At 42.7% G+C, this 18,627-nt stretch carries 23 protein-coding genes; 21 read left to right on the plus strand and 2 right to left on the minus strand.

Features of this window, described 5'->3' with window-relative positions; all coding sequences use genetic code 11:
• Positions 1-17 precede the first annotated feature (17 nt).
• Positions 18-263 (minus strand): helix-turn-helix transcriptional regulator, encoded by a 246-nt coding sequence (locus AC1XUE_RS18100; protein WP_483357395.1) that lies wholly within the window; start codon positions 261-263, stop codon positions 18-20.
• Between the two features lie 157 nt (positions 264-420).
• Positions 421-2,190 carry an ABC transporter ATP-binding protein gene (locus AC1XUE_RS18105; RefSeq protein WP_483357396.1) on the minus strand — a complete coding sequence of 590 codons (1,770 nt, stop codon included), beginning with the start codon at positions 2,188-2,190 and terminating at the stop codon, positions 421-423.
• A gap of 216 nt (positions 2,191-2,406) precedes the next feature.
• Between AC1XUE_RS18105 and AC1XUE_RS18110 the strand changes: the two genes are divergently transcribed.
• From AC1XUE_RS18110 to AC1XUE_RS18210, 21 genes are all read left to right on the plus strand, one after another.
• Positions 2,407-3,321: a helix-turn-helix domain-containing protein gene (locus AC1XUE_RS18110; RefSeq protein ID WP_483357397.1), complete on the plus strand. Its 915-nt coding sequence runs from the start codon at positions 2,407-2,409 to the stop codon at positions 3,319-3,321.
• Between the two features lie 93 nt (positions 3,322-3,414).
• Entirely contained in the window at positions 3,415-4,791 is a 1,377-nt protein-coding gene (locus AC1XUE_RS18115; RefSeq protein WP_483357398.1) for a glycosyl hydrolase, read from the plus strand.
• Between the two features lie 143 nt (positions 4,792-4,934).
• Positions 4,935-5,756, plus strand: coding sequence for a sugar phosphate isomerase/epimerase family protein (locus AC1XUE_RS18120; protein WP_483357399.1), 822 nt, complete (start codon positions 4,935-4,937; stop codon positions 5,754-5,756).
• Between the two features lie 98 nt (positions 5,757-5,854).
• Positions 5,855-7,000, plus strand: a complete 1,146-nt coding sequence (locus tag AC1XUE_RS18125) for a Gfo/Idh/MocA family protein (protein ID WP_483357400.1) — start codon at positions 5,855-5,857, stop codon at positions 6,998-7,000.
• Between the two features lie 151 nt (positions 7,001-7,151).
• A complete protein-coding gene (locus AC1XUE_RS18130) occupies positions 7,152-7,928 on the plus strand; it encodes a 3-ketoacyl-ACP reductase (RefSeq protein ID WP_483357401.1) in 777 nt (258 codons plus the stop codon).
• A gap of 207 nt (positions 7,929-8,135) precedes the next feature.
• Positions 8,136-9,377, plus strand: a complete 1,242-nt coding sequence (locus tag AC1XUE_RS18135; protein WP_483357402.1) for an MFS transporter — start codon at positions 8,136-8,138, stop codon at positions 9,375-9,377.
• 215 nt (positions 9,378-9,592) lie between these two features.
• Positions 9,593-9,976, plus strand: a complete 384-nt coding sequence (locus tag AC1XUE_RS18140) for a DUF3244 domain-containing protein (RefSeq protein WP_483357403.1) — start codon at positions 9,593-9,595, stop codon at positions 9,974-9,976.
• Positions 9,977-10,188: 212 nt separating this feature from the next.
• Positions 10,189-10,347 (plus strand): hypothetical protein, encoded by a 159-nt coding sequence (locus AC1XUE_RS18145; protein WP_483357404.1) that lies wholly within the window; start codon positions 10,189-10,191, stop codon positions 10,345-10,347.
• Positions 10,348-10,427: 80 nt separating this feature from the next.
• Positions 10,428-10,601: a type II toxin-antitoxin system RelE/ParE family toxin gene (locus AC1XUE_RS18150; protein WP_483358008.1), complete on the plus strand. Its 174-nt coding sequence runs from the start codon at positions 10,428-10,430 to the stop codon at positions 10,599-10,601.
• A gap of 10 nt (positions 10,602-10,611) precedes the next feature.
• On the plus strand, positions 10,612-10,779 hold the full coding sequence (locus AC1XUE_RS18155; protein WP_483357405.1) for a hypothetical protein: 168 nt from the start codon (positions 10,612-10,614) through the stop codon (positions 10,777-10,779).
• A gap of 185 nt (positions 10,780-10,964) precedes the next feature.
• Positions 10,965-11,345, plus strand: coding sequence for a DUF3244 domain-containing protein (locus AC1XUE_RS18160; protein WP_483357406.1), 381 nt, complete (start codon positions 10,965-10,967; stop codon positions 11,343-11,345).
• A gap of 175 nt (positions 11,346-11,520) precedes the next feature.
• Positions 11,521-12,627: a Gfo/Idh/MocA family protein gene (locus AC1XUE_RS18165; RefSeq protein WP_483357407.1), complete on the plus strand. Its 1,107-nt coding sequence runs from the start codon at positions 11,521-11,523 to the stop codon at positions 12,625-12,627.
• Between the two features lie 15 nt (positions 12,628-12,642).
• Entirely contained in the window at positions 12,643-13,326 is a 684-nt protein-coding gene (locus AC1XUE_RS18170; protein ID WP_483357408.1) for a DUF6624 domain-containing protein, read from the plus strand.
• A gap of 1 nt (position 13,327) precedes the next feature.
• Positions 13,328-13,996 carry a hypothetical protein gene (locus AC1XUE_RS18175; RefSeq protein WP_483357409.1) on the plus strand — a complete coding sequence of 223 codons (669 nt, stop codon included), beginning with the start codon at positions 13,328-13,330 and terminating at the stop codon, positions 13,994-13,996.
• 73 nt (positions 13,997-14,069) lie between these two features.
• Positions 14,070-14,579 carry a hypothetical protein gene (locus tag AC1XUE_RS18180; RefSeq protein ID WP_483357410.1) on the plus strand — a complete coding sequence of 170 codons (510 nt, stop codon included), beginning with the start codon at positions 14,070-14,072 and terminating at the stop codon, positions 14,577-14,579.
• A gap of 219 nt (positions 14,580-14,798) precedes the next feature.
• Positions 14,799-15,137: a hypothetical protein gene (locus AC1XUE_RS18185; protein WP_483357411.1), complete on the plus strand. Its 339-nt coding sequence runs from the start codon at positions 14,799-14,801 to the stop codon at positions 15,135-15,137.
• 139 nt (positions 15,138-15,276) lie between these two features.
• Positions 15,277-15,702: a VOC family protein gene (locus AC1XUE_RS18190; RefSeq protein ID WP_483357412.1), complete on the plus strand. Its 426-nt coding sequence runs from the start codon at positions 15,277-15,279 to the stop codon at positions 15,700-15,702.
• Positions 15,703-15,836: 134 nt separating this feature from the next.
• Positions 15,837-16,190, plus strand: a complete 354-nt coding sequence (locus AC1XUE_RS18195) for a TfoX/Sxy family protein (RefSeq protein WP_483357413.1) — start codon at positions 15,837-15,839, stop codon at positions 16,188-16,190.
• Between the two features lie 191 nt (positions 16,191-16,381).
• Positions 16,382-16,810: a PH domain-containing protein gene (locus AC1XUE_RS18200; RefSeq protein WP_483357414.1), complete on the plus strand. Its 429-nt coding sequence runs from the start codon at positions 16,382-16,384 to the stop codon at positions 16,808-16,810.
• A gap of 53 nt (positions 16,811-16,863) precedes the next feature.
• Entirely contained in the window at positions 16,864-17,394 is a 531-nt protein-coding gene (locus AC1XUE_RS18205; protein WP_483357415.1) for a hypothetical protein, read from the plus strand.
• A gap of 77 nt (positions 17,395-17,471) precedes the next feature.
• Positions 17,472-18,575 (plus strand): Fic family protein, encoded by a 1,104-nt coding sequence (locus AC1XUE_RS18210; protein ID WP_483357416.1) that lies wholly within the window; start codon positions 17,472-17,474, stop codon positions 18,573-18,575.
• Positions 18,576-18,627: the final 52 nt, after the last annotated feature.

Raw genomic sequence — 18,627 nt, forward strand, 5'->3', positions numbered from 1 at the left:
AATTAAAAATAAGCAACTCACGTATTGAAAATAGCTCTATTATCAACCACATACTTATACAAGGCACCATAGCCCTGCACCCCAAGCTTCCTACCAATACGATTTTTATAATTATCAACAGACTTTGGCATCACGTTCATAATGATCGCGATGTCTTTGGAGTTTAAACCCTCCGTGAGGTACATGAGGACTGCCCATTCTGTTTGAGATAACAGATGAACCCCAGGATGGGGAGGCATGAAATCCGAGTTCGTATGATGCATATTGCTCCATGTTAAGATCAATTAAAACTGACTTAATCATTTCACAACGTTGAATGGTTGACAATAATAACCAACCAAAGTAAAACATCAAACTATTTCTAAGGAAATTATTTAGTAGAATAGTATCTTGCAGCGAAGCACTGTGAATGCCTGTTTATCACCCAATCTTCAACACCTCCTTGTACTGCATCCTATACAAATTGGCATAAAAACCTTCCTTTGCCAGAAGTTGTTCGTGGTTTCCTTCTTCCATGATTTCACCTTTATCTACCACGATGATTTTATCAGCTTCCTGAATGGTAGATAGCCTGTGAGCAATGACGATGGCGGTTCTTCCCTTCATCAATTTCTCAATCGCCTTTTGAATCAGTTCCTCTGTTTCTGTATCTACAGAAGAAGTAGCCTCATCCAGGACGATGATTTTCGGCTCATGCACCATGGCCCGTACAAATGAAATCAGCTGTCGTTGACCTACAGATAAAGTGGCGCCGCGTTCCATGACATTGTATTGATAGCCGCCAGGCAGCCTTTCGATGAAATCATGAACGCCTACTAACTTGGCTGCTTCGATGATCTTTTCATCTGTGATAGTAAAATCGCCCAGGCGAATGTTATTTTCAATCGTGTCAGAGAAAAGGAATACATCCTGCAATACAATCCCAACGTGTTTCCTCAGTGCATTGAGTTCGTATTTTTCCACTTCAACATCATCGACCAGAATACTCCCTTTGTTAATGTCATAAAACCTTGTCAGCAGATTGATAATGGACGATTTCCCGGCTCCTGTAGCACCGACCAAAGCAACCGTCTTACCTTCATCCACTTTGAAGCTGATGTTTTTCAATACATATTCTTCTTCATTATAGGCAAACCAAACGTTTCGAAACTCCACTTTTCCTCTGATAATTTCCGGATCAAGGGTACCATTGTTAGCCGTATACTCTTCACTGTCAAGCAATTTCAGAATCCTGTCGGTACTTACAATACCCATTTGCAAAGTATTAAACCGGTCGGCCAACTGACGTATCGGTCTGAAGAAAAGGTTGATGAACATCACAAATGCCGTGACTGTCCCGAACGTAACTTCCTCATTTAGTATCTGCTTTGAACCATACCATACCACCAGACCTGTTCCTGCAGCAGCAATCACATCAGCTACAGGAAAATAAATAGAGTAATACAGAATGGACCGGATGTTGGCGTCACGGTGCGTTTTGTTGATCTCCTTAAATTTTTGGTATTCAATATCTTCACTGCTGAAAATCTGCACGATACTCATGCCTGTAATATGCTCTTGTACAAATGAGTTCAGGTTTGAAACAGCCGCCCGTACTTCATTAAAGGAATCTTTGATTTTTTCTTTAAAAACATACGTACAAAAAAGCATCAGCGGAATCATGGATAAACTGATGATGGAGAGTTTCCAGTCAGTATAAAACATCACGGCAATGATCAGCGTCAGTTGCAGAATATCCCCGGCTATGGCGGCCATACCATCGCTGAACACGTTGGACAGCGTTTCCACATCTGAAATGGTACGTGTTACAAGCCTTCCGATGGGAGTCTGGTCGAAAAATTTAAGTCTGAGACCAATGATTTTTTCATAAAGTTGAACCCGTATATCACGAATGATGTATTGCCCCAGCCAGCCCGACATATACGTATTCCAGAACTGTGCAACACCCTGTATTGCCGTCACCACCACCATTACTACAAGCATGAGTGTGAGCTGAGAATAGTTGCCGTTGGCGATGGGTTTATCAATGGTATATTTAATCAGAAGCGGAGTAAGCGGCGCCAGCACAGCGTTCAGCATGATAATGCCTATAAGAAGATAAAACTGCTTTTGGTAGGGCTTTACAAATACATACAAACGCCTCAGCGTAGGAAGGTCGAATATCTGGCCGCTTTTGGTTTCCTGATTCACTTATTGTTCTTGCTATGTTTATTTGACATTGAAGTCAACAACGAAAAGGCAAAATTAGTCACAGCCCATTAAAAAAATGTATTTTAATATACCTTTCAGCCCATCCCTCACTCACAATCGGTTTGAAATGTTTTATTTAAACCTGCTGGTAGTTTTATTGACACCACGACTTTTAAAAAGGTTGTTCAGTATGAGGAGTCGTAAACTATAGATTACATGTCGGATGCCATACCTATTCATTCTCTTCCCAAATCTCCTGGTAAAATTCCCGCTTTAAAGATTTATCGCTTCAAAAACAGTACTGTTCTAAATCAGGAAACACCGGTTTCCCTGCCTATCACGCCGCTCCCGACGGATGCCCCGCACAGGCATACCTATTACGAACTGTTATTTATTGAGAAGGGACAAGGATTTCATGAAATTGACTTCTACACGCACCCCGTGCAAGGCGCAGGATTACATTTTCTTACACCCGGACAAGTACATCTGCTTCATTTCTCAACGCCTTGTCAGGGCTTTATCGTCGCCTTTTCTGAAGATTTTTATTCTTTCTATAATCCGACTGCCGCCTCGCTGGCACAATTCCCATTTTTTCAACCAGGACGACGCCAACCTATTCTGACATTGTCGGATACAGACTGTCACTATTTTCATAACCTGTTGGAGAATATGGTAGCTGATCACCTGCATGACGAAACCGATCAGGCGATCACTGGAAAGTATCTGGGACTTTTACTGCAAAAATGCGGTGTAATGGCTAAAAAAGAATCCCGTCTGCTCGATGCGTCCTCCCGTTCTGTACCAGAGCTAGTTGGCAGGTTTCAGGAATTGGTTGAAAAAAACTTCCTGGAAAAACACGAAGTACAGCAGTACGCCACCACACTCTCTGTATCGCCGGATTACCTGAGCAAAATCGTCAAAAAGTGCCTTGGTACGTCCTCTCAGGAATATATTCTGGATAAACTTCTGCTCGAAGCAAAACGGTTACTCGTCTTCACCAATCTGAGCAGCAAAGAAATTGCCTATCATATCCATATTGAAGACCCTTCCTATTTTGGTAGAATATTCAAAAGAAAGACCGGACTTACTCCGAATGAGTATCGAGAAAGAGTTCGGAAAAGTGCCATTTAATATCAAAAATGTACCTTGATGTCCTGAGTTAAGAAAAATATCTTTGTATTATCCTAAAATAAAAAGGCTAAATAATACTACTGATTTCAACTCATGCAGATTCGTAACGACCTTACAGCCGCATCACTTCAATCCAAGATTGACAAGTTGTGGGAGCTTTCAGCCGAAAAAATACGGTTGATCACCAAAGAATACGATAATTCCAAAGGAACGCCTGTCTTTACTGTCAATGGTAAATATACACTCCGCGGCTGGACAGAATGGACCCAGGGATTTCAGTATGGAGCAGAAGTGTTACAGTATGATGCTACCGGTGAAGAAGACTTCCTGAAAAGTGCCAGAGCCAATACGGTAAAATACATGGCATCACATGTGAGCCATTTTGGTGTACACGACCATGGATTTAATAATGTAAGTACCTATGGCAACCTGATTCGCCTGATGAACGAAGGCCGTATTCCGGAAAACGAATGGGAAAGGAATTTTTATGAAGTAGCACTGAAAGTTTCAGGGTCGGTACAAGCTCATCGCTGGACCAATACCAAAGACGGACAAGGATTTATACATTCTTTCAACGGTCCCCATTCACTTTTTGTAGATACGATCCGATCGGTAAGAGCGTTGATCGTGTCTCATAAATTGGGACATAGCCTGATGGGTGAGAATGACGTCAAAACGAGTTTGTTGCAGCGAGGTACTTACCACTCTCTGGCTACTGCCAAGTATTCAGTTTTCTACGGAGAAGGACGCGACAGTTATGATATATGGGGCCGGACTGCACACGAAAGTGTGTTTAACACCAATGATGGAAATTTCCGATGCCCTAACTCTCAGCAGGGTTTTTCAGGATTTACCACCTGGACACGTGGCCTCGCCTGGGCAATGCTCGGATTCGCTGAACAACTGGAATCGCTGTCAGGTTTTTCAGACGAGGAACTTGCTCTGTTAGGCGGCCGTGCAGAGCTTGAAAAAACATATCTCAAAGCAGCAAAAGCAACCTGCGATTTCTTTATCGACAACACGGCTGCCGACGGCATTCCTTACTGGGACACAGGCGCTCCGCAAATCCATCAACTGGGCGATTACAAATCCCGTCCATCGGATCCTTATAATGATTTTGAGCCGGTTGACAGTTCAGCAGCGGCCATCGGCGCGCAGGGATTGCTTCGCCTGGGGAAATATCTGAACGACCATAACGAAGACGGATCGCGCTACTGGCAGGCTGGGCTTACCTCTCTCGACAGCCTTTTTACTGAGCCGTATCTTTCAACAGATCCGACGCATCAGGGACTGATCCTGCATTCTATTTACCACGAGCCTAACGGTTGGGATAACGTACCCGCCGGACAAAAAATAGCGAGTGGGGAGTCAAGCATGTGGGGTGACTATCACGCCCGCGAACTCGCGCTTTACCTGCACAGAATCAATAAGGACTTGCCTTACTATACGTATTTAGGGGCAGTTAAGTAGCAGAGGATTTAGGGGCAAGGGCACAGAATGGAACCTCATTAATAGCTAATCATCAGTTATCTTACTATACGTAAGATCGGTTGGGCTTAGGACATGGGAGAGTAACCTCATTAACAATTAATCATTAATAACTAACCATTAAAATGTCTCTTTCTCTCGATCGCTGCTGTATTCATACCATTACAACAAAGCCATGGGCGCTGCCGGAAGCGGTGGAGCATTATGCAGCTGCGGGTGTGAAGGGGATCAGCGTATGGCAAAATGCAACTGAAGGTATTGGCCCGCTCCGCTCGGGAGAGATTATCCGCCAGGCAGGCCTTGAAATTGTTTCCTACGTACGTGGCGGATTTTTCCCTCATACCTCCAGTGCCGGGCGCGCACAGGCTATCGACAATAATAAGAAGTTGCTGGAAGAAGCAGCTGCATTGGGTGCTCCCATGATCGTATTGGTTTGCGGCGCCTCACCTGACCAGTCGATGCAAAAGTCGCGCGAACAGATCAGAGAAGGTATAGAAGCGATATTACCACTTGCAGAAAAACTGAATGTTAAACTGGCTATTGAACCACTTCACCCGATGTACGCTGCGGATCGCTCGGCCATCAATACGCTGGCTCAGGCCAACGACATGGCGGAGTCTTTCAGCTCTTCCTTTGTAGGTGTGGCCGTAGATGTATATCATTTGTGGTGGGATGGCGATCTGGAGAAAGAGATAGCAAGATGCGGCGCACACGGCAATCTGTTTGCATACCACGTGTGCGACTGGAAAGTCAACACCATAGATCTGCTCAACGACCGTGGTTTGATGGGCGAAGGCTGTATTGATCTTAAAAAAATTCGTGGATGGGTGGAAGCAACCGGTTTCAATGGTTTTTGTGAAGTAGAGATATTCTCAAATATCCATTGGGCCAAAGACCAGCATCTTTTCCTTAATGAGATTACCACAGCATTTAAGGAGAAAGTGTAGTCAGCTGACAGCCACGAGCTATTCTCCATGTGATTTAAAATAAAATCTTTTCTAACCGGCGATTAATCCCTAAAACTAGTCGCCAATAGCTAAACAAAATGACAACACATACCATTGGCATTATCATGAACGGCGTAACCGGCCGTATGGGTACCAACCAACACTTATTACGTTCAATCAAAGCAATCATTGAACAGGGGGGTGTAAAAATCTCCGAGGATGAAGTGATCATGCCGGATCCTATTCTGGTAGGCCGGAATGAAAGCAAACTGCAATCCCTCTGTAAACAGTCTGGTGTGCAGAAATATACAACTGACCTGGACTCGGTGTTAAACGATCCTCAATATCAGGTTTATTTTGATGCACAGGTAACAGGCAGGCGGGCTCCGGCGATCAAAAAAGCGATTCTGGCAGGTAAACATATTTATTGTGAAAAACCAACCGGAACTACCACTGAAGAAGCACTCGAATTATACGACCTGGCTACAAAGGCTGGCCTGAAGAACGGTGTAGTTCAGGATAAACTTTGGTTACCGGGCATGCTGAAACTGAAGAGACTGATGGAAAATGGTTTCTTTGGAAAAATCCTTTCTGTACGTGGCGAGTTCGGATATTGGGTATTTGAAGGCCACAGCATTCCTGCCCAACGTCCATCCTGGAATTACCGCAAGGAAGACGATGGCGGTATCATTGTTGACATGCTTTGTCACTGGCGCTACGTTCTTGACAATCTTTTCGGAAATGTAAAAGCAGTATCCTGCCTGGGAGCAACGCATATACCTGAACGTATCGATGAAAACGGTAAGCCATACAACTGTACTGCTGACGATGCCTGCTATGCCACTTTCGAACTGGAAGGAGATGTGATCGCACAATTCAACTCTTCCTGGACCGTGCGTGTGCGCCGCGATGACCTGCTGACACTACAGGTTGACGGAACACACGGCTCTGCTGTAGCTGGTCTGCGTGACTGCTATATCCAACATTATGGAAATACGCCTAAACCGGTTTGGAATCCTGATATTCCACAACCGATTCCATTCTTCGAAGGCTGGTCGAAGGTACCGGAGCAGGAGAATTTCGATAATGCCTTCAAAACACAATGGGAGCTGTACCTGAAACATATCGTCAAAGACACGCCATTTCCATGGGATTTGAAAGCGGGTGCAAGAGGTGTTCAACTGGCTGAAAAAGGAATCGAAAGCTGGGAAAAACGCCAGTGGGTACCAATAGAGGATCTATAGTTTAAAAAAGTTTGAAAGTTTCAGCAGTCCACCAAACTGTCAAATGCATCTGCTCTTAATAGAGTTAAAGCCAAAAATGGTTTAAAAAAAGTTTGAATATCTGACTTACACTTTTAGACAAATCAAACCTTTAAACTAAAAATCTTCAATCATGGAAGTAAAAAAAACAGCGCTAATCACCGGCGGAAGTCGTGGTATCGGTTTTGGCATTGCCAAAGCACTTGCGAAAGAAGGATATAATCTGGCCATTAACGGAGTACGCGATGAAGCAGGATGTGCTGACGCGCTCAACGAACTACGTGAACTGGGTGCAGAGGTTTTGTATTGCCAGGGAAGCATTGCAGATATGGCAGATCGTGAAGCAATTCTTGAAAAAGCATACGCTGGCTTTGGGAACATTAATATACTCGTCAATAATGCAGGAATAGCTCCGCGTGAACGGCTCGATATATTAGAAACTACGGCAGAGAATTACAACGAAGTAATGACGACAAACCTGGAAGGACCTTTCTTTCTTACACAGGCCGTGGCGAAAAAAATGGCGCACACCAAACAGAATAACCATGCTTTCGACGCTTCCATCGTATTCGTGACTTCCATTTCGGCCACGGTGGCATCTGTCAATCGTGGAGAATACTGTATATCGAAGGCTGGTCTTGCGATGACCAACCTGCTATTTGCAGTAAGATTGGCTGAATTCAATATCCCTGTTTACGAAGTGCGCCCGGGTATTATATCTACGGATATGACTTCCAAAGTGCAGGAAAAGTACGACAACCTGTTTCAGGGCGGCATTGCACTGCAACCTCGCTGGGGAACACCGGAAGACGTAGGAAAAGCTGTAGCGGCACTTACCAGGGGCGACTTCCCTTACTCCACCGGACAGGTAATTGGTATAGACGGAGGAATGTTGATAGACAGATTGTAAAATGGTTATAAGCATTTGGCTTTCGGCAGTCGAACTTCGGCTGCCAACTATCAGCTTTTTGCTTATCACTGACAGCCATGATGATTTGGAGGAAAGTCTTACGCATGATTAAGGCTTTGGAATTTGCTTAAAAATGTAATTCACAGATAAACGAGCCGAATCTGGTTTGCCATCCCGCTAAACCCTGAAAGCTCTCAGCTAAACCCCATGTCCATAAATTCAGAATCACGTCCGTCGTTGCTATCGCAACTTTTACAGGTGCCGGTTATTGTAGCAGCACTTGGTTACCTGGTCGACATGTATGACCTGTTTCTGTTCAGCGTCGTGCGTGTTCCCAGTCTCAAAGCTTTGAACGTCCCCGACGATCAGCTGCTTACGGAAGGCATTGCGCTCCTCAACTACCAAATGGCCGGCATGCTGATAGGCGGCGTACTATGGGGTGTTATTGCTGACAAAAAGGGCCGGCTTTCCGTACTCTTCGGTTCAATCATCATGTATTCGCTGGCCAATATCGGAAATGGCTTTGTGACTTCACTGGATCAGTATGCGATCCTGCGTTTTATTGCAGGTGTCGGACTTGCAGGTGAGCTGGGCGCTGGAATCACGCTTGTAACAGAAGTTCTTCCAAAGGAAATAAGAGGTTATGGAACTACATTGGTAGCTACACTCGGTGTACTTGGTGCCATATTGGCCTATTTCGTGGCCGATCTTTTTGCATGGCGTATATCCTACTTTGTAGGTGGTGGTATGGGCCTGTTACTTCTCGTACTTCGCTTTAACGTATTTGAGTCGGGCATTTTTGACAAAGTGAAAGAAAAGTCTGTGGACAGAGGAAACGTTTTCATGATTCTGACCAACTGGTCGCGTCTTTCAAAATACCTGATGGCTATTCTGATCGGTTTGCCGATCTGGTTTGTAGTTGGTATTCTGATCACTTTTTCTCCGGAATTCGGTATTGCGAAAGGAATTGATGGCATCAATGCAGGTAAAGCAGTGATGCTCGCATTCTCCGGACAGGTATTTGGTGATATTGTCAGCGGGTTACTTAGCCAGTATATGAAGAGCCGGAAAAAGGTGATCGGCATTTTCATACTGCTCTCCCTTGCCATGATGGTGGGTTATCTGCTGATTCCGATCAAAGATTTGTTCTCATTCTATACGTTATGTGCATTGCTGGGCTTTTGCAACGGTTACTGGACACTCTTTATCACCATTGCTGCAGAACTTTTCGGCACCAACCTGCGTGCGACTGTAGCCACCACCGTGCCGAACTTTGTGCGTGGCGCAACCATACCGCTGGCGGCACTATTCGTTCAGTTCAAACCAGATATTGGTGTGATCCAAAGTGGATTGATGATTGGCGTCGCAACAAGTGCTGTGGCCCTACTGGCTCTCTACTTCATTGAAGAGACATTCACCAAAGACATGGATTACGTGGAAAAACAGTAATTATTAATCCAATTTGTCATTTTTATTTGAGGCTGCTGGTTCGAACCGGCAGCCTCATTTTTTTTATCCCAGGCGCTTTCCACTTGTCATACTGTTTTACCATTCATGTACTTTGTTATACATAGTACCTTTCATAACACATACATTTGTTATGTCATTAAGACGAACAAGAGCAGTAATTAAAAATTGCTTTCAAACAAAAAACAGCCATAGCCATGAAAAATTCAATCAAAACCTTCGTAAGCGCAATTGCACTCGTTTCAGTTCTTGCTTTCTCTGCGCATGCAGAAGATAAGGAAACTAAAAAAGCATCCGGATTCGGTACCGGTATGTTCATCAATAAAAGCGGTAAAGTAAATGTAATGGTAGACAAAGCAAATACGGATGCATACACAACATTGCTGGTTACCAATGAAAAAGGAGATGTAGTTTATCAGGAAACGGTTGGTAAAAAAATTCAAAAATTCGGTCGTGTACTGAATGTGGACCAACTTAACTCCGGAACTTATCAGGTAGAAGTGGTGAGCAAAGGTGAAAAACAAAGCCGCAAGTTTGAGATATCTGAAAAGACTTCAACAAAAACCATCGCGATTAACTAAAGACCAAAATATATGCAGTAAATGGCTCCTGGCAATGGGAGCCATTTTTTGTTTTAAGTGGTTTTATTAAAACAACCTTCTCAATCCCTTCCAAATAAGGTGACCAAAAAAAGTGACTTTTTAAGCAATAAATTTGTTAACTTGTTTGATAGATAAAAGTAGAAGGTAAGTCTAAAATCTGTCTGAATCTTCACACAGTAAATTCAGAAACAATGAACACTAAGGATCAAATTCATGAATTGGTAGATACCATTGAAGATGAAGAAATTCTCAATGCCTATCTTCAATTGATAAGAACTATATCAGATCGTAAAACAGGATCTTTGTGGGACAGTCTGTCAACTAATGAAAGACAGGATGTTTTGCGATAATATGATGAAAGCTTCGACAATAAAAATCTGATTAGTAATGACGAAGTAAAAATCTAACATAGAAAAGGGCTCGAAGAGTAATCTGGACTAAAAGAGCAACTACCAATTTCAAGCGGATCATTGTTTATCTGGAAGATAATTGGGGCCTAAATGTGACCAGAGCATTTGTGAAGAAATCATTCAAAGTAATCGAACTGCTTCGGAACCACCCACAACTTAAAAGGTGCTTTCTCCTATATGCAGCATACGCATAAATTCGAACCTATGCTTAACGGAACGCAGATGATGGATGTATTCGAATACCAATCCCCTCTTTCCATTTTGGGTCGGCTAGCTGATTATCTCTTTCTGGAAAACTATATGAGAAGGTTTCTGATTACCAGAAATACCATACTTAAGCAAACCGCAGAAGTTACCGAGCCCAACCAATAAAGCTTATACACTCTCCTTTTTAACCTGCTAATACCCTTTCATGTTTCGCTTAAACAGCGTCTTCACCATCCATCCCAGTAACCCAACCATTCATGTACTTTGTATTACATAGTACCTTATATAACCCTTATATTTGTATTGTTCAATTAGCACAAACAATCAGAAAATATTAAATATAAAAAGCCATGAAAACTACAATCAAAACCTTCGCTGTTGCCCTTGCCTTTATAGCTACTGCCTTCACTGCCAATGCAGAAGACAAAGAAACCAAAAAATCTGCCGGATTTGAAACTGGTATCTATGCCACCAAAGGAGGAAAGATCAATGTACTTGTAGAGAAAGCCAGCGACGACTCGCACACTACAGTTTTACTCAAAAACGAGAAAGGTGATGTGGTGTACCAGGAAACCATCAGTAAAAAAACACAGAGATTCGGACGTACGCTTAATGTAGACGAACTGCAATCAGGTACATACCAGATCGAAGTAACCAGTCAGGGTGAAACAAAAACCAAATCTTTCGAAGTATCATCTCAGGAGGCTGAAAGAACGCTTTCTGTGAAATAAGCAGTCTCAGCATATTTAGTACCAAGGCTCCTGCAAAGTGGGAGCCTTTTTTACGTCTTCACTGGTATGTTATTTTAGCATGTTATCTTGTACACTTATAGGAGATTTTCAAACAATCATACTTTATGGTGTAATTCACTCACGAATCAGATCATCTAACAATCCCATACTCACTATGAATTCTCGTCGCGACTTTATCCAAAAAGTTTCCTTAGGTTTAGGCGTAGCCGCTCTTTCGCCGTTTCCTGCCATAGCCAATGAGCTGACCCAAAACAGAGAGGATAAACAGCTGCGCGTGGCCATTATGGGATTAGGCGGATATGCCAATATTGTAGCCAAGGGAATGCAGGAGTGTAAAATGGCGAAAATTGTTGGTGTGATTTCAGGTACTCCATCCAAAATCGAGACCTGGAAAAAGCAATATGACATTCCCGATAAGAACACCTACAATTATGAAACGGTCTCTCAGCTCAAAAACAATCCGGATATTGATCTGGTATATGTAATCACCCCCAACTCACTTCATCACAAACACGTACTGCAAATCGCGGATGCAGGCAAACATGTGCTATGTGAAAAGCCCGTTGCCGACAATGCCAAACAAGCCCGGGAGATGATCGCTGCCTGTGAAAAAGCGGGTGTGAAATTTTATATCGGATACCGGTTGCATTTCGAACCTCATACCAAAGAACTGATCCGTATGCGGGAAGCAGGTGAGTTCGGAAAAATCATGCATGTAAACAATTATGCAGGTTTCAAGATCGGAGATCCTACCCAATGGCGACTCAAAAAATCGCTGGCTGGTGGCGGTGCTATGATGGACGTGGGCGTATATTCCCTGAATGGTGCCCGTTATTGCACGGGTGAAGAACCAGTTTGGGTTACTGCTCAGGAGAGTAAAACCGATCCGGTGAAATTCAAAGAAGTAGATGAAACAATTACTTTTCAGCTGGGCTTTCCAAGTGGCATTATCGCCAACTGTGGTTGTACTTATAATTTCAATCATGTTGAAGGCCTGAAGGTAATGGGAGAAAAAGGCTGGGCAGAACTGAATCCTGCTTTTGGGTACGGACCCATTCGTGGTACGACACACAAAGGAAAACTGGAGGCACCGGATGTCAATCATCAGGCTTACCAGATGGACGGAATTGCAGACTGCATCCTCAATAACAAACCCGATCCTAACGTTACAGGACACGAAGGGCTGAAAGACATGGTCGTGATCGATGCCGTATACGAATCGCTCCGGAAAAACGGAGCTAAAGTTCTTATCAATAAATAACCCCTTCGCCTGCTTATGAAATTTGCGGTATTGCTATGTATCGGACTGCTGATCCATTTTTGTTCTGCCGGACAAAATACCAACGTGTCTTTGAAAAAAGAGCTTGATAGCATGTATGTACTTGATCAGAAGTTTCGGGAACTGATGCATATTGCCCAAAAACCTCAAAAAGCAGATTCACTGGCCCGATATTACAAGGTCGACCGCAACGACCTGACCAGTCACCTTTGGGATTTACAGACTGAAGTAGACGAATCCAATCTGAAACGTGTGGAGGAGATCATCAAACAATATGGCTATCCGGGCACAGCCATGGTAGGTTCACCTACGGATGAAGCAGTGTTTTATGTCATACAGCATTCTGACAAAATTGACCAATACATTCCGCTTGTAGAGAAAGCGGCCAGAGAAAAACAGCTCCCGTTCCGCCAATACGCCATGATGCTTGACCGCTGGCTGGTTCAGGATGACAAAGAACAGGTGTATGGGACTCAGGCAAGTGGATTCAGCACCATCAATAAAGAGACAGGAAAAGCGGAACAGGTATTTGTCATCTGGCCTATTTCAGACCCAGCCAATGTGAACCAACGCAGAAAAGAAGCAGGTTTTGAGCTCACCGTAGAAGAAAATGCCAGGCGACTCGGAGTTGAATATAAGGTACTGACATTGGAAGAAGTAATGAAAATGAAGTCCAGGTAATATGCAAAGCAATTGGTTAGGAAAGGTACTTCTGTATATGTTGGTTTTCTTGGTATCCGTTCCTGCTATTGCTCAGACAGTCAGTATACACATCACCGGACCCGCTTCACTCAGAGGTCGTAAAGCCATATTGCTGACCAGAGAAAAAGGATTTGCCGCGACCGTTCATTCTGTAAAACTCACCAATGGCGACGTGAACCTGCAAATGGCAGGAGACCTCGTACCTGATCTGTACCAGCTGAATGTTTCACAAATGAAAGGGGCCCTATTCTTCTTTCTGGAACCAGGTACCCACATTTACCTGGACACGCTCGACGTTTCCAGATCGATCGTCACACAATCCAATAGCAACCCCGACTGGCAACTATTCCAGGAAACCGTACAGAAACCCTATGACCAGCTTTTCAAAACCTACACCTTAGCCGAAAGTAATGCCCGAAAAAAAGGCGCTGCTGACAGTCTGAACTACTGGATAGCGCAGAAAACAGTAGAATATAACGTGCTCCTGCAAAAAACAAAAACCTTTATACTAACCCATCCGGCATCGTACGTAAGTCTGTATTTGCTCAAAAACAACTGGTACGCTTTTAAAAATGATGGTCTGCTCGAAAAACTGGATGTTGCGTTGGCAGGGCACCGGTCTTATCGTTTTTTGAAGGGGAAACGGTGAGGTGAAGTTTGTGTAAAAAGATAATTCAATACTGAAGTAATGCGAAATCGTTAACAGTTATAAACAATCACAATTGAAGCAGAACCAAAATACCCTAATTCTGACCGCCACTGCATTTATTCTCTTAGGGCTGTTGCTAATATATCGTGCTAAGCGAACCAACAAGGATTTTTTCAAACTTCAAGGTACAGTTACTAGCGTACAAACTACTCAATTAAAGACTTCCAAAACAGGTGATCGGTATTCACTTGATTTTTCGTTCATCGAGACGGACAAAGTGTATGGCATATATCTGGGCACTAAGGAGCAAGCAGAAAATAATAATCTGAAGAGAAATATCGTAATTGGGAAAACATATACCTTTTACATCGATGAAACAATACTACCAGGTATAGAAGGGCATTATCTAGGAATTATGGAAATTTGGAATCACGGAAAATTAATTTATAGAGATAGCTCGAAAGCAAATTATTTTGGTGGTTCTATATTGATATCAATTGGTGTATTATCCCTTGCACTGTTGTTCTATGTGAATAGACAAAATAATACCAACTTATCAATTAGATCAAAGAGAAAGAGTTAGAGTTAGTTATTTTTCTCGATTCAAAATAATTACAAAAATACATCTCCATTTTGGAATGTATAACGAAGATTCAATAATGCCACTGAGTATCCGAACAGATTTCCAATGCGCTATTCTTGGTTCCAAAGCATGAAAATCAACAAAATATTAACCATCATAATTTACCTATGCATGCTATGTACATACACCAGGTGTAGGAGTACACTGAGAACAAGATCTTTGAAAGAAGATTACGAATCATCATACATTGCCCAATTTAAACTGACTTACCTCCGGGAGCTACTAAAAAAAGGTTATAATAACTCTCCGGCAATCCAGGAAATTCTTGGGTCTGATCACAGTGGATTTACAGAACCAATCCTGAATGAGAGTGACTACTTACTGATTGACAGTCTGACTACTACGGATAATCATGCAATGAAACTTGACTCTGCACAGGGAAAACGAAGAGCAGAAGGTGCACAGGGGAAAAGACCGTTGGCCTATATTTTGGAGATATTTAATAGTAAGCAGCTAGACAATATTGCCCGTCAAAGGTTAAAATTATCGGGGAATTAATAGCTGGACTGATTAAGACCATATACTCAAATCACACTTATCAGCATTTTACACAACAATCAGTATTCTATCTCATTTTCAGCTACTAACATCTCTTGGCACAACTATTTCTCTCCTAAATCAACCAACAACAACACACATGAAACCAAAAATTTCAGTATTAACATTGGGAGTAACAGATCTGGAAAAGTCGGTTGCATTTTACAGGGATGGATTGGGTTTTTCCACGGAAGGCATCATTGGAACAGAATTCGAATATGGTGCGGTTGCATTTTTTGATCTTCACAATGGTCTGAAATTAGCGCTTTGGCCCAAGGATAGTATCGCACACGATACCGGTATTGCTCCTCAAAATATTTCCGCTTTGGAATTCACTTTGGGACATAATGTGGATAGTAAAGAAGAAGTGGATGAGGTGATGACATTGGCACAAAACGCAGGCGCGAAGATTATCAAGCCCGCAGCAGATACTTTCTATGGTGGATATGCGGGTTATTTTCAGGATCCTGACGGACACATATGGGAAGCTGTCTACAATCCGGCGTTTTTGAGTGAAGGCGAATAAGAATGGAATTATTGAAAAGCCGGACTTACGATAAGAATTTGAATGCTAAAATCTTATTGTGACACCCGAACCTTACCGAAACCTATTTTCAACATCATCCAGCCCATATCCCTATGCCCTAAGCCCATACCCCTATGCCCTACAACCACGAACTCGCCGACCGCGTACGCGACTATCTGAGCCAAAGAGAGGAATATCTGATAGAAGAAAAGAAAATGTTTGGCGGATTGGCGTTTATAGTCAATGGCAAAATGTGTATCAACGTGGGCGACGACCAGTTGATGTGCCGTTTCGATCCTGAACTAACCGAACAGCTTGCTGAAAAGCCCGGATATGTACCGATCACCATGAAGGGGAAAGAACTACCGGGCTATTGTTATGTCGAGCCGATTGGTTACCGCACCCATACTGATTTTGCATTCTGGTTGAATCTTTCTCTGGATTACAATGCTACGGCAGTAGTAGCGAAGAAGAAAGTGAAGAAATGAAATTGGATATAATCTTTCAGTTACAAGAAAACATTCATTTCTGATTATCAGTTTGAATCTTTCTCAAAAAACAGTAGATTGTAGAGTGATCACTGGATATCAGCGTCTCTGAAATTACTAACTGCTCGCTTTTCAAATTTCTGTTTAATTGCCGGGGCAGGCCACTTAGATACCAATCAAATCTAATGAAAATGAAAAAATATAAGTCTGCCAGAAGAGGATCTATCAACTACTTATTATTGGTGGCGATCGCCCTTCCCATTATTATTTTCTTACTAGATCCGCAAACATTCTTTGAACGTCCGGCCATTTTACTACCTCTTTTGGGTATTTTAATTCAAATTTTATGGATCTATTTTGATACCTCTTATAAAATCACCGGGGACGAATTATACTATTACTCAGGATTTGTAAGAGGAAAGATTAAAATATCGAATATCAGGGAAATCACAAAAGGGAAAACCATGTGGAGCGGATTGAAACCGGCACTTTCACCAAATGGACTAACAATCAGATGTAACCGGTTCGACAAAATTTACATCTCACCGGAAAATAATGATGAGGTCATCACAAACTTGTTGAGAATTAATCCTGAAATACAAATTGTGAAGCCCTGCTGATTTTTTCTACCATCTGACACTAGCCTTACTACTACAAGACTCATTTACCACACATGACAAGAAGCCAGAAAAACACAGCTATTTTCTTCGGTGTATTTATGGGCGTGTTCTCATTTATCGAGAGTATGATCCAAGCAGGTATTATAGATGAAGATTCGCTCTTATCAGCTTTGAGGCGTATGCTAATCTCAGGAATTATTTCCTGGCTCTTCTATTATCTGACTGCTCGTTTTATCAAAACCAAAAGCCCGCAGGAGCAGGGTCCAAAAATTGAATTGGACAATGATGAGTTAATGGTATTACAATCATTTGGCACCCATCTGAAAGGTATTGAAGTTGTTGGTGGCAAATTGGTACTCACCGATAAAAGGCTTGTCTTCAAATCTCACAGACTCAACATTCAGCCTCATGAACTGTCCATCCACCTGACAGATATCGTGAGTGTGTTCAGGTATAAGAAAAGGGGTCTACTAAACAACGGCCTGGCGGTTACGACTTCTAATGGACTGGTTGAGAAATTTACTGTAGACGAACCTTTGGCCTGGACTGAGAAATTGGCATACGTAATTGCATTACGGGCTTGACGCATCGAATACGTCATCTATTCACCGCAAATTTGCGGCGAATAATGCATATATTTGCAGCATTATGAAAGAAAGCGATGGCAAAGTATATCTACGAGCATACAGACTGGAGCGAATTCACCTGGCAAGACAAAACAATCAACGCAGTATTTGGTGGAGTTCGGCAGATGCAAGGTAAAATCATTGGACAGATGAATATCCTTGGCTTTTCTGCGAAAGAAGAGGCTACACTTACTGCACTAACCCTTGATGTAGTAAAATCATCCGAAATAGAGGGTGAAGTGCTCAATTACGATCAGGTTCGTTCATCCATAGCCCGACGTTTGGGCATCCATACCGCAGGTCTCATTCCGAGCAGTCGCCATATCGAAGGTGTAGTTGAAATGATGCTTGACGCCACACAACGTCATCACCTGCCTCTGACAGAAGATCGTCTATTCGGATGGCACGCGGCACTTTTCCCCACAAGTTATAGCGGACCCTATAAGATAGAAGTAGCCCAATACCGAACCGGCGAGATGCAGATCGTTTCAGGCGCAATGGGAAAAGAAAAAATTCACTACGAAGCCATCAAGCCCGGATTGGTTAAACCAGAGATGGATAAATTTCTGGATTGGTTCAACAATGACAATATGCTTGACCCTGTCTTAAAAGCAGCTATTGCTCATTTTTGGTTTATCATCATACACCCTTTTGACGATGGTAATGGCAGAATCGGCAGAGCTATAACAGACATGTTGCTTGCCCGGGCAGAAGGAAGCGGAGAACGTTTTTATAGTATGTCTGCACAAATCCTTACGGAACGCAAGCAATATTATCAAGTATTACAAAAAGTCCAGCATAGTTCAGGGGACATTACCGAATGGCTCGACTGGTTTTTGCATTGCTTGAAAAATGCAATGCTTACCTCAGAAAACATTACGCAACGTGTCATACGGAAATCAGCATTTTGGAAACTGCATGAACAAACGGGTATCAATGAGCGTCAGCGTATGATGTTAAACAAGCTGTTTGACGGATTCGATGGAAAATTACAAACGTCTAAGTGGGCAAAAATTACCAAAACCAGTAAAGACACTGCACTGCGGGACATTAAATCTTTGTTGGAAATGGGCATCCTGAAACAAACAGATGAAGGAGGGAGAAGTGCAAACTATGAATTGGCAGATTTTATTCAGTGACAAATCCAGATCATGCGTTCGTCATCTGTCCTTCTTTCGATTTAAGGAATTT

This window comes from Dyadobacter sp. HNCC25DJ187 (assembly GCF_056895255.1).

What these genes read in the sequence shown, in the direction of transcription:
- AC1XUE_RS18100 (WP_483357395.1), bottom strand. Translation starts at nt 263, where the DNA reads ATGCATCATACGAACTCGGATTTCATGCCTCCCCATCCTGGGGTTCAT.
- AC1XUE_RS18110 (WP_483357397.1), top strand. Translation starts at nt 2,407, where the DNA reads ATGTCGGATGCCATACCTATTCATTCTCTTCCCAAATCTCCTGGTAAA.
- AC1XUE_RS18115 (WP_483357398.1), top strand. Translation starts at nt 3,415, where the DNA reads ATGCAGATTCGTAACGACCTTACAGCCGCATCACTTCAATCCAAGATT.
- AC1XUE_RS18120 (WP_483357399.1), top strand. Translation starts at nt 4,935, where the DNA reads ATGTCTCTTTCTCTCGATCGCTGCTGTATTCATACCATTACAACAAAG.
- AC1XUE_RS18125 (WP_483357400.1), top strand. Translation starts at nt 5,855, where the DNA reads ATGACAACACATACCATTGGCATTATCATGAACGGCGTAACCGGCCGT.
- AC1XUE_RS18130 (WP_483357401.1), top strand. Translation starts at nt 7,152, where the DNA reads ATGGAAGTAAAAAAAACAGCGCTAATCACCGGCGGAAGTCGTGGTATC.
- AC1XUE_RS18135 (WP_483357402.1), top strand. Translation starts at nt 8,136, where the DNA reads ATGTCCATAAATTCAGAATCACGTCCGTCGTTGCTATCGCAACTTTTA.
- AC1XUE_RS18140 (WP_483357403.1), top strand. Translation starts at nt 9,593, where the DNA reads ATGAAAAATTCAATCAAAACCTTCGTAAGCGCAATTGCACTCGTTTCA.
- AC1XUE_RS18145 (WP_483357404.1), top strand. Translation starts at nt 10,189, where the DNA reads ATGAACACTAAGGATCAAATTCATGAATTGGTAGATACCATTGAAGAT.
- AC1XUE_RS18155 (WP_483357405.1), top strand. Translation starts at nt 10,612, where the DNA reads ATGCTTAACGGAACGCAGATGATGGATGTATTCGAATACCAATCCCCT.
- AC1XUE_RS18160 (WP_483357406.1), top strand. Translation starts at nt 10,965, where the DNA reads ATGAAAACTACAATCAAAACCTTCGCTGTTGCCCTTGCCTTTATAGCT.
- AC1XUE_RS18165 (WP_483357407.1), top strand. Translation starts at nt 11,521, where the DNA reads ATGAATTCTCGTCGCGACTTTATCCAAAAAGTTTCCTTAGGTTTAGGC.
- AC1XUE_RS18170 (WP_483357408.1), top strand. Translation starts at nt 12,643, where the DNA reads ATGAAATTTGCGGTATTGCTATGTATCGGACTGCTGATCCATTTTTGT.
- AC1XUE_RS18175 (WP_483357409.1), top strand. Translation starts at nt 13,328, where the DNA reads ATGCAAAGCAATTGGTTAGGAAAGGTACTTCTGTATATGTTGGTTTTC.
- AC1XUE_RS18190 (WP_483357412.1), top strand. Translation starts at nt 15,277, where the DNA reads ATGAAACCAAAAATTTCAGTATTAACATTGGGAGTAACAGATCTGGAA.
- AC1XUE_RS18195 (WP_483357413.1), top strand. Translation starts at nt 15,837, where the DNA reads ATGCCCTACAACCACGAACTCGCCGACCGCGTACGCGACTATCTGAGC.
- AC1XUE_RS18200 (WP_483357414.1), top strand. Translation starts at nt 16,382, where the DNA reads ATGAAAAAATATAAGTCTGCCAGAAGAGGATCTATCAACTACTTATTA.
- AC1XUE_RS18205 (WP_483357415.1), top strand. Translation starts at nt 16,864, where the DNA reads ATGACAAGAAGCCAGAAAAACACAGCTATTTTCTTCGGTGTATTTATG.
- AC1XUE_RS18210 (WP_483357416.1), top strand. Translation starts at nt 17,472, where the DNA reads ATGGCAAAGTATATCTACGAGCATACAGACTGGAGCGAATTCACCTGG.